Below are 15,260 nucleotides of genomic sequence, written 5' to 3'. Positions count from 1 at the left end.
GATAAATTACTTCAATTTTCAGAAAAATTTGGTTTGCCGTCAAATTAAGATCGCGGAATGTTCGAGAATTTAAGCGAGCACTATTTCTAAACTGACTAATCTGATATTTTCAAAGTCATACGGGTGCAGAAGGACTCGAACCTTCAACCTACGCCTTAGAAGGGCGGTGCTCTATCCATTGAGCTATGCACCCAAAACTATCTCAGTTTTCTAGAGTGACGGCAATTCCTTATGACCTTAGTTTGAAAAGTCTTAGAAACGCAATATTTATTATACATAAAAGCCAAATTTTTAGGTGGCTTCTTTAGTTTTGTCTATTTACAAGCTACTATTCGTTGATAATACCTCTAGACTGTAAAAGACGCTTGCGTCTCTTACGAGCAATTTCTTGTAGATCGACATTGCGGTCTGTTTCATCAACAATTTCACCCGTCAATACTTCCAAAACATCTTCCAAGGTGACGACACCAGCAACACCGCCATATTCATCTAAAACTACCGCTAAATGCTCTCTGGTTTGCTGAAACACTTTAAGTAGTTTATCAGCTCTGATAGTTTCTGGTACAAAGTGAATGGGTCGTGCCAGATCGGCGACTTTGCACCCGCTTTCACCAGTAACTATAGCAGTTAACAATTGGTCTTTTAGTACCAAACCAATTGCGCGATCGATAGAATCTTCAATAACCAGAATACGAGTATGTTGCGATTGAATAATATCGTGCTGCGATTCTGCTAGAGTTAGATCGCCTTTAAGATAAGTAACGATAATTCTAGGAGACATTAAATCGGCGGCAGTCAAGTCGTTTAGCTGAAAGACGTGCTGGATCATTTCGGCTTCGTCGTCTTCAATTACCCCTTCTTGATAACCAATGTTGGCTAAAAATTTGATTTCGGCTTCGTTGGTTGTGGGAATTTTATTAGCTTGAGTAAACGGTGCAGTTACTCTTTCTACCAACCAGACTAATGGGGTAAACAAAACCGTTAATAATCTAACTGGTATGGCGATCGCTACAGCAATACGTTCGGCATAACGTTGGCTTAGGGTTTTGGGAACAATTTCGCCAAACACGATAATTAAAAAGGTTAAAGCTCCTGAAAATATACCCAGTAAAGTATCGCCCAGTTCTCTAGCTGCCAAACTACCAATCACGATACTACCAATAATATTAAAAATATTATTGAGAATTACGACTGTGGCAATAGGGCGATTAATTTTGCTGCGAATTTTGAGCAATGCCAAAGTAGCTGGTTTTTTTGACTGAGCTAGCTGTTTGGCTCTAATTAGAGATATTGATAAAATAGCAGTTTCCGAACCAGAACAAATTGCCGAACCTGTAATAACTACGATAACTGCAACAATTAAGCCAAACATATATTTTTTTACGGTATGCTAATAAGATTATTGTTTGCTGGCATCGCTACATTGGTTTGATAACTTTTTTAAAGTTTGGCTCGCTCATTTTTTTTACTGTGAAAATACAGTCGTCAAAATTTTTCTGGGAATCAACTTAAAATTTCTACTATACCAGTTTGACCGTTCATTCTTACTCTTTGACCATTTTTTAATAAACGAGTGGCATTGGGAATATCCATGACCGCAGGAATATTGTATTCTCTAGCGACGATTGCGCCATGAGACAGCCTGCCCCCCACTTCTGAAATTAACCCCCCAGCGCGAGCCAGTAGCGGCGACCAGCCCGCATCGGTATGGGGAACGACAATAATTGTTTGGCGATCGATGTTTGTTCCCGAACGCAAATTACATACAACCTTAACTGTTCCTTCTATCTGACCCGTACTCGTACCAATTCCCGTTAGCTGCTGCCGCGCCTTGAGAGCAGATAAAGTAGGCATAGATAGAGAATTGGGCTGACCATAAACTATGTAGGGAACGGCAGTTAATTCTTTTTCTCGTTGCCATCGTGCATTTCTTTGGGCAATTTGTTGGGAAAACTGATGCTTAAATTCTAAATCTGTTTCAATTTCAATTCGTTTTATTTCCTCAAAACTTAGAAAAAAGATGTCTTCCGTTACTTCAATCGCGCCTGAGCGTTGCCAGTAAGTTCCTAATGCCAAAAAGCTCCAGCGCAAGTAAGCTAGAAGTCGATTGTATATCTCGCTAACTTCACCTTTAAGATCCACTCGCGCTTGAATTATTTTAGTTTTCCACGAAGAATTAGAGCGATCGCTTGAGGCTCTAGCTTGTCTGCTTTTTTCACGATCGAAAAAATACTGTGCCAGCATCTCTCTAGGAATACTCGGCTTATCTTGCCACCGAGGAATAGAGATATCGGTAGCCGCTTCACTTAAATAACCATATTTATCTAACCAGATATTAAACTGTTCTAAAATGTTTTCCCCATCTGCATTTTCGGCAATATGAGCGAACAAAGAAGCAGAAGAGTCCATCGTTATCTGTTCTGAAGCCAATAACTTACGGATATCAGTTGCTAAATCTGCAAGCTCGTGCACTGCGGCTACTTCTGGAGTTTTGCTGTTATCCAAGCTGGTTTCTGGTACTTGTAAGATCGCTCGCCGTAACGCCAAACTTAGCGGCGCGAGAATACTATAGTAGGTTACTTTGGTAAGTACTTCTAGAATTGTTTCAATTCTAGATACTATTTCTGAAGCCGATAGTTCGCCGACTGTTTGAGCTTTTAATTCTTGTAGTATAGGAGCAAAGGTTTTTTGGCGATCGCGATCGAAATCTTTAATTAAGCTCAACTCCAGCCTTAACAATCTCCACAAACCAGGAAAATTTTTAATCGTAGATGTTAGCGGTGGTTTGCTAAATTTTGACCCTCTAGTCAAAAATTCCAAACTTTCCGAAGGTAAACCCATACGGCGAAAGATAGTACCTAACAGGGTAGCGTTAAAATAGGCACTGGAAAAATGCAGGGTTGCAGTCTGGTTAAAATCTAAATCTCGCGCTTTTTTGCCCAAAACTAAAGTAAACAACTGTCCCCATACGCCACAGGTTAGAGGCTGGTTGATCGACCAGGTTAAAGGAGGAATTTTTCCAGGAATTACTTCAGCAGCAATACGGCGAGTCCAGACTGGTTGAAGATTGGTAATAGGACGTACCTGCAAGAGCCACAGTTTTTCCCCATCGTAAGTCCATTCGATATCTTGTGGAACACTTTCAAATAAGTCTTCCATTTCTCTAGCTAGTAAAGCTACCGACTCTAGCAAATGTCGGGGAATGATAATTGTAGAATCATTATTGTCTGCTTCTGAGATAGTAATTTCTGTCTGAGATAAGCTATCAGGAATGGCAACGCAGTATCTTTGAGGGGTAAACTTTCCCGACACGACTTTATTCGCCTCTCCTGGTAAAGCTTCGATCGCTACACTATCATTAAAACTATCTATGGGGTCGCGACTAAAAGCCACGCCGCTAAACTCACCTTTAACTTGTTTTTGCAACAAAATTGCTAGAGATAGATCTTTTTGAGAGCGGTTTTGTCGATATTCGATGGCGTTGCTCTGAAAATATGAGGACTGACATTCTAAAATTGCCTGTTTCAAAGCCATCGAATTGGTAACATTTGCTATGCTAAGATACTGTCCTGCTGCCGAAGCAGTAAGTGAATCTTCACCAACGGCAGAAGAGCGCACGATTAATGGTTCGGCTACAGAAGGCTGCAAATACTCTACTAAAGGTTGGAAATCTTCTCCAGGAGCTAGAACCCAGCCTTGGGGTACGTCATAACCCAATCGTTTGAGCAAGGAGAGATTGGCAGCTTTATTACCTACTTTATTGGCATTTAGTTTACTGTCTAAAGTAACTATATTTTTGTCCCCCTGAAAAAAGCGAAACAGCGATTGAGTATCTGTTTGTCCTGCTGTAGCGGCTAGATCGAGATCGTCTGGTATTTGTGTATAAATCCAAGCGAGTAAACCACCTAAAATAGCCGCTGCGATCGCGTATTCTGGTTCTTGAGGATGTTGCAAACCAATAATAATCGCCAGCAGTATTAAAGCACCAAACTTTCCCATTTGGCGATCGCGAATAACTGTAAAACTAACCAGGCTAATTAAAAATATCAGTCCAGCAGCTAATAAGTCGTGAGTTATTATTCCCCAAACTGCGTTTGTAGTTCCCGCACTTTTACCAAGCCAATATCTTCCTGCAACTAAAGCAACTATGGCAATTATTTCCCACACCGAACCATTGGGGAAAAAAGCACGCACCAGCAATACAGCGATAATTCCTTTCGCAGCTTCTGAGAGTACTGCTAGAATACCAGCTAGTTTGCCACCATGATAAAAAGCTGCGGATACAGAGATGTTGCCCGTACCGAGTTTGCTTAGTTGCCGACCAGTAATAGCATAGGTCATCCAGTCAATAAGGGGTAATCCACCTATAAGGGGACAAATTAACAAGATAACTAGAGAACCCCAGATTGGTGTGAGGTTCATTTAACTAAATCCATACTCATACAGTCTTCAAACATATTTCCCTATTGTAACTTAGTCTTGGGAATGGCACTTTTGTAGTTATCCAAGTCATTTAGTGCTTACTAGATTAGAGAAACAAAAAAAATTCTTATTCGCTTGTTTTTGAGGCGAGCATCTTGTCCTCTTTTTTTTTAGCAGGAACGGGATCGTAACCACAGGGATAAAAAGGATTGCATTTTAAAATACGCTTGAAAGCCAACCAGCTACCTTTGAAGGCACCAAATTTATCGATCGCTTCTAAAGCATATTGAGAACAAGTCGGTTGAAAACGACAGCTAGCAGGAAACAAAGGAGAAACAAAACGACGATAACCAACAATAAGTGCGGTCAAGATAATTTTCATAAACATAATAATAGCAAATTTGCTACTGCCAAATATTCAAAGTTTTTGGCTGGTGCCTGACTGTTTGCTCGTTTTTATTTTAAGCGATCGCGCTTATTAAAACTTAATAACGTGCTTAGGGACACCGCTCTCTGATAGACTTTTGACTTGAGTAGGCATAGCTTTGCCAGCAAAAAATATGCAGTTATAGAGGATACAAAACGTGGAAAACACTCTAGGTTTAGAAATTATTGAAGTAGTCGAACAAGCAGCGATCGCATCTGCTAAATGGATGGGTAAAGGGGAAAAAGACACCGCCGACCAGGTAGCAGTAGAAGCCATGCGCGAGCGCATGAACAAAATTTACATGCGTGGTAAAATCGTTATTGGAGAAGGAGAGCGAGACGATGCACCAATGCTATATATTGGCGAGGAAGTAGGTATTTGTACTCGTGAAGATGCAGCAAACTATTGTAATCCCGACGAACTAATTGAAATTGATATTGCGGTCGATCCTTGTGAGGGAACTAATTTAGTTGCCTATGGACAAAATGGTTCTATGGCAGTACTCGCAATTTCAGAAAAAGGTGGATTGTTCGCCGCTCCAGATTTTTACATGAAAAAATTAGCCGCACCTGCTGTAGCTAGAGGTCATGTAGACATCAACAAGTCGGCAACAGAAAATCTCCAAATTCTCTCAGACTGCATGAGTCGTTCTATTGAAGAACTAGTTGTAGTGGTGATGGATCGCTCGCGTCATAAAGACTTAATTAATGAAATTCGCGAAGCTGGAGCCAGAGTTAGACTAATCAGCGATGGTGATGTTTCAGCCGCTATTTCCTGTGCTTTTGCTGGTACGAATATTCATGCACTTATGGGTATTGGTGCCGCACCAGAAGGAGTGATTTCAGCTGCAGCAATGCGCTGTTTAGGCGGACATTTTCAGGGACAGTTAATTTACGATCCAGAAACAGTTAAAACAGGTTTGATTGGTGAAAGCAAAGAAAGCAATCTTGCTAGATTAAAAGAAATGGGTATTGAAGATCCTAACAAAGTTTACAATGCTGAAGAACTAGCTGGTGGTGAAACAGTTTTATTTGCTGCCTGCGGAATTACTCCAGGAACCTTAATGGAAGGAGTACGCTTTTTTAAAGGCGGTGCTAGAACTCAAAGCTTAGTTATTTCTTCTCAGTCTAAAACCGCTCGTTTTGTAGATACCGTACATATGTTCGACCAACCAAAAAGTTTGCAACTACGTTAGTTTGGAACTCGAAAGCAGTTTTGCTGGCTAATCATCTTACTCGTGTCTGAAAACAGGACAATTTATGCCCGTTTGGTATTGGAATCTGGAAAGTTGGACATTCTGGCTTTCAGATTCTCAACCAACGGCTCGTTTGATGATAAAAAGCAAGCAAACAAAAAAATAAAGTTAAAAGGTTAATTCGTTAGCAAATCGAATTTGCCTTGACTTTCGATCGAGCTATGCCTAGGTCATAGACCCCCATAAATAAATTTTTAAAATACATTTAAACCTGCTATTTATAGCAAAATTAACTTAAAACACATGAATATTATAGTTGTCGGTTTAAGCCATAAAACTGCTTCTGTAGAAGTTAGAGAAAAATTAAGTATTCCAGAAGCACAAATAGAAGATGCGATCGCACGTTTGCAAAGTTATCCTCATATTGAAGAGGTTGCTATTATCAGCACCTGCAATCGTCTAGAGATTTATGCCATAGCTAAAGGAACCGAAGCAGGTGTTACAGAAATCTGTCAGTTTCTCTCTGAAAAAGCCCAGATCCCCCTGCACAGACTAAGAAAAAATTTATTTATTCTGCTGCGAGAAGATGCTTTACGACATCTTATGAGGGTAGCAGCAGGATTAGAAAGCTTGGTTTTGGGAGAAGGACAAATTCTCGCCCAGGTAAAAACCACCCACAAATTAGCACAAAAATATCGCGGACTAGGACGCTTGCTAGACCGCTTGTTCAAACAGGCTATTTCTGTAGGAAAAAGAGTTCGCAGCGAAACCAGTATTGGTACTGGTGCTATGTCGATTAGTTCTGCGGCTGTAGAATTAGCTCAAACTCAAGTTGAAAATCTGGCACCATACAGTATTACGATAGTAGGAGCAGGCAAAATGGCTCGCCTGTTGGTTCAGCACTTGTTGGCTAAAGGAGCGACTAAAATTTCAATCGTCAATCGTTCTCATCGGCGAGCACAAGAACTAGCTAATAAATTTTCTCACATAGACATGAAAATTTATCCTATCGCCGAAATGATAGGGGCAGTTGCTAACAGCGATCTAGTTTTTACCAGCACTGGCGCTACAGAACCAATACTCGACCGAGCCAAATTAGAACGTCATCTTTTCCCAGAACGTTCTTTGATGCTAATTGACATTTCCGTACCGCGAAATATTGCCACTAACGTTAGCGAGATTAGCTGTGTCAACTGTTTTAACGTAGACGATCTCAAAGCTGTTGTTGCTGCCAATCAAGAAAGCCGTCGCCGAATAGCACTTGAAGCCGAAGAAATTATCGAACAAGAAGTAGCTAATTATATTTTATGGTGGCGCTCTTTAGAAACTGTTCCTACTATCAGCTGTTTGCGTAGTAAAGTAGAAGACATTCGCGAGCAAGAGTTGGAAAAAGCTTTGTCTCGTTTGGGTTCGGAATTTGCTGAAAAACATCAGGAAGTAATTGAGGCTCTTACTAGAGGAATTGTTAATAAAATTCTGCACGAGCCGATGGTACAGTTGAGAGCACAACAAGATATTGAAGCTCGCCGTCATTGTCTTCAATCTTTACAAATGTTGTTTAATTTAGATACCGAAGAAAAATTTAGCTGAGTATAAAAAAGTAGAGCAAAGAATTAGTTTTTTATAATAATCTTTGCTCTATTTTCTAAAATTTATTTATCGGTATAAATAATAGTTTTTTAGATAGGTATTTGCACTTTAGTCTAAACTTTCAGTACTATATTATAATTAAAGTACACGATCTCGGTTTTTGCTTTTTATACTAATGAGGTACAAACGGTCTCTTATTATAGCTCTAATATACTTTCAGAATTTAGTATCTATTAGCTAGTCTTTAATAAAGACTGAGGTATACCTTAAATAAACGAGAACTTCTATTAAATTGATTTAATCCTTACCAACTCTTGCACCAATATCCTAACCAAGGAACGGCATAACAGCAATCTCCTACTCCAGGAACGGAAACACAACTTGCCGCATTAGTATTTGTTTTAACTTCGTTAATAGCTTTAGCTGGTATTGCATTAAAACCAATAATACCGACAGTTAATAAAGCACAAGCAAAATAATTTTTCATTTTTTTTACTCCTTACTAAATAAATAGAAGTAAATAAACCTTTAGTTTGTTAAATGCAAAATGGCTATTAAAACTTCTATAGTCAGAGTATAAAGTAAGAAAAAAACTTAATCTGTGACACAAATCATAGTAACTATAAGATCGCGATCGAATATCGAAAGTAAGTTTTGCTCGTTTGCCTACAAAATAGTTATTTTTTTGATAGACATTTTTTTTGTCTTTCATCGAGCCGATGTTCGATTGACTGCCACTGTTTTTGAGAAATTTGGCGACACGTCCACATCACCTTTGGGCGGTCAGAAGTATAACAAAAGGTTAATGAAAATCTCTCGCGATTTATTGGAGGACTGGCACGATGAAAAATAATACTAGTATCAATCACTATCAAGGTACCTGCATTACCAATACAAGTTTGCCACTGTGATTTTGGTATTGCTGACATCATCTCGTCGTCGGAAAGATAACCCAAATTATAATAATTTAGAGTTTTAATAGCCTGAAAAGAAGAATCTTTGTGGATGTGTTCTAAAGGTCCTCCGTCAACATCAACATCGTTCAGGTAGATAATAACCTTAATAGTATGGCGATCTTCCCAATCTAAGTGCCATTTTCTAACATCTGCTTGTTTACCGTCTGTAAAATCTCTGCGAATTGCTAATCCTTGATAAATTACTGGCAAACCAATATAGTTTTCAACTAGATTGAGTAATTTTGTTTCTAAAGCCCATAAAAAAATTTCTGGAAAGTTAGCTAAATAACCTGTGGTAATACTCACGCTATGCTCGTTACAAATTAAATTTTTATTTTTACTAAATCTAATTTGTGACAGTTGCTCTGCCAAACTAATAGCCGAATCGAACATTATATTGCTGAAAGGTAATCCTAATTTTTCTATTGAAGTTATATAAATACCGTCTTTCTTCAAAGTTTTAAGTATTTCGAGGTCTTCTGAATTTAATTTTGGCAAAAGAGGGGTATAATTCTTGATTCGTTTCTGAAGCTTTAACTCTAGCTTTGTTTGCAGTACTGGAAGGCGATTTATTACTCGCATAATTTTATATGGAGTATATTTAATCTTATAGTAAATAGATTTTAAGTTATTAGAATAGTTCATATATAAATTTTTTAAACGGTTACTTAATTTGCCAGAGAATGAAAATAATATAAATTATGAATATTTAATTGTTATTTGCTCGATTTCAATTGTCTAAAATATTATTAAAATCAAAGTGTCTTTTAGACTATTTTAGAAATTTTTATACTTTAATCTTTTATGGTTTTGTAGATAAGCATAGATGAGGAACTCTAGCCAAAAAAAATCTTGTATTTGAAATATAAAAACAGCGAGTATCAAACACAGCTTGACTACTGAATTTTTTTGTAGCGTATAAAAAGCTAAATCAGCGATCGCCGCAACTAACTATTAAAAAATTTGTTGTATTTACGAAAGTTTACTTGACGAAACGTAAGGCGATCGACTAAAACCTTGATGGAAATTACGATATATTCATCTGTTTCACCTATCTACTCGATCGAGCTACAATGAACAGCCAACAAAACAACAAACAGAAGCATAACCTTTTCTTGAATCTCCGTTCGTTCGGATAATACAGTTTATTGTACTTTGTTTGTATTCTTAAATTTTGTTAGTAGCTAAACGAGCTTGATAGGTAAATCGGCGTTGTTCGTGGTTCTAAAGTTAATACTTTAGTTCTGAGATTATATCTTTTTCTCTTGCTTACTACTTACTCTACATATGAAATCAGTACGCTCTTGTTTTAAGTTCCTCGCTATGGCAGCTACAGTTGCTACTCAAATTGGTACTGTCGCTCCTGTTAATGCAAATACTGCCATTCGTTTAGACCGTCAACTCGATGCGATCGATCTTTATGTTCCTCCTCCAGAAAAATCTACCCCAGGAATTTGCACTGCCTATATCGAACCCATTATCGATCGCATTTTGGAAAATCCTGCTTTATCCAGTGGTAAATGGGCAATTTTAGTTCAAACTTCTGAAGGTGACACTCTTTATAGTCGCAATCCCGATTCATATATGATTCCCGCATCTAACATGAAGCTGTTAGTAACTGCGGCTGCCCTACAAAAGCTTGATTTAAGTGGTAATATACGCTCTACATCAATTCGCGACTGGATTACAGTTACGAATCTTAGAAGTGATAATGCCTATGCAGAAATATTGTTACGTTATTTAGGCGGTTCTCAGTCAGTAGGAGAGGTTTTAACTTCTTTAGGAATCGATACCAACGGTTATCGTCTTCGAGATGGGTCTGGTTTATCTCGAAACAACTTGGTTACTCCCAGAACTCTAGTTTCTATTCTTAGAGCTATGTCTCACGCTAAAAACAACGATGTTTTTTTTACTTCTCTTCCAGTTGCGGGAATTAGTGGAACTCTCAAAAATCGCCTTCGTGGCTCCCTCGCTGAAGGTACTGTTCATGCTAAAACTGGGACATTAAGGGGCGTAAGAGCTTTGTCTGGTTATATAGACCACCCAGAATACGGCGATCTTATTTTTAGTATTCTTACCAATCAACCTCAAGATAGCTCTAACTTAGCTGTAGTAGAGGCTATTGACGAAATTGTTTTACGATTGGCTACAATAAGTAGTTGTTCGTAAAACAATAAAATACGCGAATTTTGTTAAGTATTGTGACAATAATGCCGTCATGCTGTCTTGCCATCTTGACAGAAAACTATTAAGTAGATAAATTGATTTACATACCCGGGTAATTAATAAATTTAGTATTATGCAAAACAAGCAGAAAGTAACCTTATACATTCCTCCAGAACTGCATAGAAAACTCAAAATTAAAGCTGCGCTAGACATTGAATCTATGTCAGCTTTAGTAGAGAGAGCAATTTCTTTTTATCTACACCATCCAGAAAAGGTGGAAGAAGTAGAGTTGATTCATGGTAAGACGCATCAAGTGCACTTTTGTCCCGAATGCGATAGTGCTTTAGTTATGCGCGACGGAGAAATGGTTTCTATCAGCGATCGCGAGGGAGCAATTGCCGAAGAAATTCCTTTAGAGGTAAGAAGCAAAGTGGATACTTCCGAGCGAGATATTGATATTTCTAAATCGGACAAATCTCATGGGGAAACTTTAGTATCTTGTATCTGATGTATACAGATAACCTCAACCAGGCAAGGGTCAAACCACAAAAGTAGTAGTCGTAATATCCAGGTCGATGTGTTATGAAAGAAGAGCTTAATATCCTCGTACAGGCTCAATACCCCCTAATCTATCTCGTTACACCAGAGGAAGAAAGGGCAGAGCAAGCAATATCTAAGATTGCTAAAAGCAATACCGAGCATCGGCGTGTCTTTGTGTGGACTGTTACCCACGGCATTGTTGAGTACGGTCAACCCCGTCAAATGACCCAGCATAATACTGTTTCGCCAGAGGCTGCAATAGAGTGGGTAATTCGGCAAAAAGAACCTGCTATCTACATATTCAAAGATTTACATCCTTTTATTGACGGTCCCGTAATTACTAGATGGTTGAGAGATGCCGTTTCCAACTTTAAAGGAACGGAAAAAGCCATTATTTTGATGTCTCCCCTACAGCAGATACCGATCGAGCTAGAGAAAGAAGCGGTAGTTCTAGATTTTCCCCTTCCAAATTTATCAGAACTCGACCGAGTTCTCTCAGCAAGATTGCAAAAAGGAAAAAATAGTCGTTTAACCACAGAAACTAGAGAAAAATTACTTAAAGCAGCTTTGGGATTGACTAAAGACGAAGCGCAAAAAGTTTATCGTAAGGCACAGGTGAAAGCAGGTCGCTTAACCGAAAATGAAGTAGAAATTGTACTTTCTGAGAAGAAGCAGTTAATTCGCCGCAACGGCATCTTAGAATATATCGAAGAAGATGAAACTTTAGATTCTATAGGCGGATTAGAAGAATTAAAACGCTGGTTGAGACAACGTTCCAATGCTTTTACCGAAAGAGCGAGAGAGTATGGACTTCCCCAACCAAAAGGAATGTTAATTTTGGGCGTGCCTGGATGCGGCAAGTCGTTAATTGCTAAAACCACTTCTCGCCTCTGGGGACTGCCATTACTTCGGCTAGATATGGGTAGAGTTTACGACGGTTCTACCGTCGGTCGTTCTGAAGCCAATCTTCGTAATGCGCTTAAGACGGCAGAATCAATCTCGCCAGCAATTCTGTTTATCGACGAACTAGATAAAGCTTTTGCAGGTGGTAGTGGTTCGGGAGATTCCGATGGCGGTACGTCGAGTCGGATTTTTGGTTCCTTTCTCACCTGGATGCAAGAAAAAAAATCTCCTGTATTTGTAATGGCTACAGCCAACCGCATCGAAAGGCTACCAGGGGAATTTCTCAGAAAAGGTAGATTTGATGAAATTTTCTTCGTCGATTTGCCTAATCCCGAAGAAAGACAAGATATTTATAGAATTCATCTAGGTAAAAGACGTTCTGATATCGATCGCTTCGACTTAGAACAGCTAACCAAAATTTCCGAAGGTTATTCTGGCGCGGAAATCGAGCAAGCAATTATCGCCGCTATGTATGATGCTTTTGCTCAAGATAGAGAGTTTACGCAGTTGGACATTATCGCTGCGATTAAAGCTACTCTACCTCTTTCGCGGACGATGACCGAGCAGGTAACGGCTCTAAGAGATTGGGCAAGACAAAGAGCCAGACCTGCATCTGCCTCCGTTGCTGAATATCAGCGACTGGAGTTCTAACAGGCTTTCTTCTGTAACGCGTTTGCAGAAGCAAAGGCTAGCATAAGCTAGCAGTTTATAAAAACCGTCATTTAAGACGGCGTATCGAGTTAAATGTTGTTGTTTACTTAATCTCTTCTACTGGAGGAAATCTTATGTCACATTTTAGCACTCTACGCACTAAAATCAGCGATGCTGAAATCTTAACTAATTCTCTTAAAGATCTTGGTATTAACGTAAAAACTAATGCTGACGTACGCGGCTACAACGGTCAAAGACTACGTGCTGACATCGTTGCAGTTCTAGACGGAGAATACGATCTTGGCTGGTCTGAAAACAGTGATGGTACTTTTGACCTAATTGCTGACCTTTGGGGTGTAGCTAAAAAGCATAATCAGACCGAACTAATTAACTCTATCAACCAAAAATATGCCGTGAATAAGACTTTAACCGAAGTCAAGCAACGCGGTTTACAAAACGCCAACGTCAAATTAGTTCTTCAATAAAAGAATTTGATTTGAAGCGCGTTCCCCAACTAAAGGGTTGACTCAATTGAAGTCAACCCTTTTTCGTTTTAACCGCTTCGCGGTAGCTTTTAGCTGTAAGCCTGTTTTTAAAGGACGGACGGTATATTAAAGGAAAAACGTTAAAGAAGAATGAAAAATAACTTCATCCTTCTTCCGTCTTCCTTAGTAGTGATTGCCTACTTTACGGTGATGCACTGCGGTCAAACCATCAAGATCGGAAACTCGACCAGTGGTTACTTTGCTATAAACAATCCAGTGATCGCTACATTCCATGCGACTTTCTACTTGACACTCCAGATAAGCTAAAGCTTCAGTGAGAATCGGAGAACCGTTGCTAGCAGTTTGAGTGTCAACTCCTGCAAAGCGATCTGCACCTGGTTTAAAACGTTTGAGAAAATGTTTCATCAGGCTTTGATACCTACCTTCTTCGAGGATATTTAACACGAAGCGATCGCCTACCTGCATTAAAGATTCGATCGCGCGATCTTTGGCGACTGCAATAGTCAGACCAGGAGGAGTAAAGCTAGCTTGAGATACCCAGGATGCCAACATCGCACTCCTGATATCTCCTTTAGTAGCAGTAATAATATACAGTCCGCCACTCAAACGTCCCATAGCCTTATCGAGATCGCTATCGAGAGACTTCATTTGCTTGACTAGCTTTTCGCGATTTAATAGCTGTCCTAAATCGGTTCCCGACTCTTCACACAGTTGATAGATGGCTTCGTCGGGAGTATCTTTGACGCGAATTGAAGGAAAAGCTTTTTTCAAACCAGCATCGCGAAACTTAGTTAGTAAGGGGTCTATTGGTTCGTCATCATCGCCATAAGATTCAAACATGCCAATAACCTGCTTTTCTTTCGCTGCTGCCAAAACCGTACCCAGATTGGCGGCAATTTCCGATTGGCTATTGCTGCCAAGAGGGGGCATACCCAAAACCAAACCAGTAGCGCGAGATACTAGTTCGTGAACTTCGTTATTTTCTGCCGAACGTAAATCGACCATTTCTACCGCCACTTCTGTTTTAGTAATACCTCTGGCAATAGCTTGGGACAGGCGATCGCTGTAACCGTAGTCGGAGACATAGAATACCGCTACCATCTTCTCGGCTTTAGTTTGGGCTTTACTCCACTTGCGATAGCGGTCTAACAATTCTTTGAGATGATGGGAGAGTAAAGGACCGTGACCGTTAGCAACCAGTTCGATTTCTCCCAACTTATCCATACGTTTCATTGCTGAAAGTACCGAACGGGCATTAGGAGCCATCAAACAGTCATAATAAAAACGATAGTCTGGTTCGATCGCCTTTAAATCTTCATCGTAAGTTGCCTCGGAACAGTAGTGCATCCCAAAGGCATCGCAGGTAAACAGAATACCAGTAGCGCGATCGTAACTAAAAATAGTGTCGGGCCAGTGTAGATTGGGTGCGTTAACAAATTCAATTACGTGACCTTTACCTAAGTCAATGGTATCGCCGTTTTTGACTACTTGTTTTTCAAAAGGTCGATGAATTAAATCTTCCAGAAATTTAATCGCTACTTTGGCAGCGACTACCGTAGCTTGGGGTGCCATTTCTAAAAAGTCTTTAACCAAACCACTGTGATCGGGTTCGGTATGACTGATAATTAAATAATCGATTTTTTGGGGATCGATCAGTCCAGTAAGAGTATCAAAATAAAGCTGGCGAAACTTAGCGTGAGAAGTATCGACTAAAGCCGTTTTATCGCCACGAATTAAATAAGAATTGTATGTAGTACCATTTTGTAAGCCAAATTCTATATCAAAGCGATCGCGATCCCAATCGAGAGAACGAATAGCCGTAGTATCGGGAGTTATCTCTGCGGTTTGCATAGTTAACCGCTTCTGGGTTTTAGCTGGTGTCGCTACCATATCCCCTCTCTATA

At 39.5% G+C, this 15,260-nt stretch carries 12 protein-coding genes and 1 tRNA gene; 6 read left to right on the top strand and 7 right to left on the bottom strand.

Annotation, left to right across the window (positions count from 1 at the left end):
- Positions 1-120 precede the first annotated feature (120 nt).
- The 4 genes from KV40_RS09875 to yidD form a co-directional block, all read right to left on the bottom strand.
- Positions 121-193: transfer RNA gene (locus KV40_RS09875), tRNA-Arg, on the bottom strand.
- A 135-nt stretch (positions 194-328) separates the two neighbouring features.
- The gene (locus KV40_RS09870) at positions 329-1,372 is read right to left on the bottom strand and encodes a hemolysin family protein (protein WP_036480391.1); all 1,044 of its coding nucleotides are present in this window, start codon (positions 1,370-1,372) and stop codon (positions 329-331) included.
- A 131-nt stretch (positions 1,373-1,503) separates the two neighbouring features.
- On the bottom strand, positions 1,504-4,422 hold the full coding sequence (locus tag KV40_RS09865) for a glycerol-3-phosphate acyltransferase (RefSeq protein WP_036480389.1): 2,919 nt from the start codon (positions 4,420-4,422) through the stop codon (positions 1,504-1,506).
- Between the two features lie 127 nt (positions 4,423-4,549).
- Positions 4,550-4,804, bottom strand: a complete 255-nt coding sequence (gene yidD, locus KV40_RS09860; protein WP_036480387.1) for a membrane protein insertion efficiency factor YidD — start codon at positions 4,802-4,804, stop codon at positions 4,550-4,552.
- Between the two features lie 202 nt (positions 4,805-5,006).
- Between yidD and glpX the strand changes: the two genes are divergently transcribed.
- Both glpX and KV40_RS09850 read left to right on the top strand, forming a co-directional pair.
- Positions 5,007-6,044: a class II fructose-bisphosphatase gene (glpX, locus tag KV40_RS09855; protein ID WP_036480384.1), complete on the top strand. Its 1,038-nt coding sequence runs from the start codon at positions 5,007-5,009 to the stop codon at positions 6,042-6,044.
- Between the two features lie 303 nt (positions 6,045-6,347).
- On the top strand, positions 6,348-7,634 hold the full coding sequence (locus KV40_RS09850; protein WP_036480382.1) for a glutamyl-tRNA reductase: 1,287 nt from the start codon (positions 6,348-6,350) through the stop codon (positions 7,632-7,634).
- Positions 7,635-7,938: 304 nt separating this feature from the next.
- On the opposite strand, the gene KV40_RS09845 is transcribed toward KV40_RS09850, so the two are convergent.
- Both KV40_RS09845 and KV40_RS09835 read right to left on the bottom strand, forming a co-directional pair.
- Complete coding sequence (locus KV40_RS09845; protein WP_036480380.1) at positions 7,939-8,121, bottom strand: hypothetical protein; 183 nt, start codon at positions 8,119-8,121, stop codon at positions 7,939-7,941.
- Positions 8,122-8,311: 190 nt separating this feature from the next.
- Positions 8,312-9,088: a 2OG-Fe(II) oxygenase gene (locus KV40_RS09835; protein ID WP_172657263.1), complete on the bottom strand. Its 777-nt coding sequence runs from the start codon at positions 9,086-9,088 to the stop codon at positions 8,312-8,314.
- A 789-nt stretch (positions 9,089-9,877) separates the two neighbouring features.
- Between KV40_RS09835 and dacB the strand changes: the two genes are divergently transcribed.
- From dacB to KV40_RS09815, 4 genes are all read left to right on the top strand, one after another.
- A complete protein-coding gene (gene dacB / locus KV40_RS09830; RefSeq protein WP_036480374.1) occupies positions 9,878-10,759 on the top strand; it encodes a D-alanyl-D-alanine carboxypeptidase/D-alanyl-D-alanine-endopeptidase in 882 nt (293 codons plus the stop codon).
- Positions 10,760-10,889: 130 nt separating this feature from the next.
- Positions 10,890-11,264 (top strand): hypothetical protein, encoded by a 375-nt coding sequence (locus KV40_RS09825; protein ID WP_036480371.1) that lies wholly within the window; start codon positions 10,890-10,892, stop codon positions 11,262-11,264.
- A gap of 74 nt (positions 11,265-11,338) precedes the next feature.
- A complete protein-coding gene (locus KV40_RS09820; protein WP_036480369.1) occupies positions 11,339-12,850 on the top strand; it encodes an AAA family ATPase in 1,512 nt (503 codons plus the stop codon).
- 134 nt (positions 12,851-12,984) lie between these two features.
- The gene (locus KV40_RS09815; RefSeq protein ID WP_036480367.1) at positions 12,985-13,335 is read left to right on the top strand and encodes a DUF1257 domain-containing protein; all 351 of its coding nucleotides are present in this window, start codon (positions 12,985-12,987) and stop codon (positions 13,333-13,335) included.
- Positions 13,336-13,518: 183 nt separating this feature from the next.
- Here the strand turns inward: KV40_RS09815 and KV40_RS09810 are convergent, their stop codons facing one another.
- Positions 13,519-15,246, bottom strand: coding sequence for a diflavin flavoprotein (locus KV40_RS09810; protein ID WP_036480365.1), 1,728 nt, complete (start codon positions 15,244-15,246; stop codon positions 13,519-13,521).
- Positions 15,247-15,260: the final 14 nt, after the last annotated feature.

The organism is Myxosarcina sp. GI1 (genome assembly GCF_000756305.1).
GTDB lineage: Bacteria > Cyanobacteriota > Cyanobacteriia > Cyanobacteriales > Xenococcaceae > Myxosarcina.
Note: the sequence above shows the minus strand (reverse complement) of the source record. Positions and strands in the feature narration are given on the sequence as shown.

Coding starts and splice junctions, on each gene's coding strand:
- KV40_RS09820 (WP_036480369.1), top strand. CDS start 11,339: ATGAAAGAAGAGCTTAATATCCTCGTACAGGCTCAATACCCCCTAATC.
- KV40_RS09870 (WP_036480391.1), bottom strand. CDS start 1,372: ATGTTTGGCTTAATTGTTGCAGTTATCGTAGTTATTACAGGTTCGGCA.
- KV40_RS09850 (WP_036480382.1), top strand. CDS start 6,348: ATGAATATTATAGTTGTCGGTTTAAGCCATAAAACTGCTTCTGTAGAA.
- KV40_RS09825 (WP_036480371.1), top strand. CDS start 10,890: ATGCAAAACAAGCAGAAAGTAACCTTATACATTCCTCCAGAACTGCAT.
- dacB (WP_036480374.1), top strand. CDS start 9,878: ATGAAATCAGTACGCTCTTGTTTTAAGTTCCTCGCTATGGCAGCTACA.
- KV40_RS09845 (WP_036480380.1), bottom strand. CDS start 8,121: ATGAAAAATTATTTTGCTTGTGCTTTATTAACTGTCGGTATTATTGGT.
- KV40_RS09815 (WP_036480367.1), top strand. CDS start 12,985: ATGTCACATTTTAGCACTCTACGCACTAAAATCAGCGATGCTGAAATC.
- KV40_RS09810 (WP_036480365.1), bottom strand. CDS start 15,246: ATGGTAGCGACACCAGCTAAAACCCAGAAGCGGTTAACTATGCAAACC.
- yidD (WP_036480387.1), bottom strand. CDS start 4,804: ATGAAAATTATCTTGACCGCACTTATTGTTGGTTATCGTCGTTTTGTT.
- KV40_RS09865 (WP_036480389.1), bottom strand. CDS start 4,422: ATGAACCTCACACCAATCTGGGGTTCTCTAGTTATCTTGTTAATTTGT.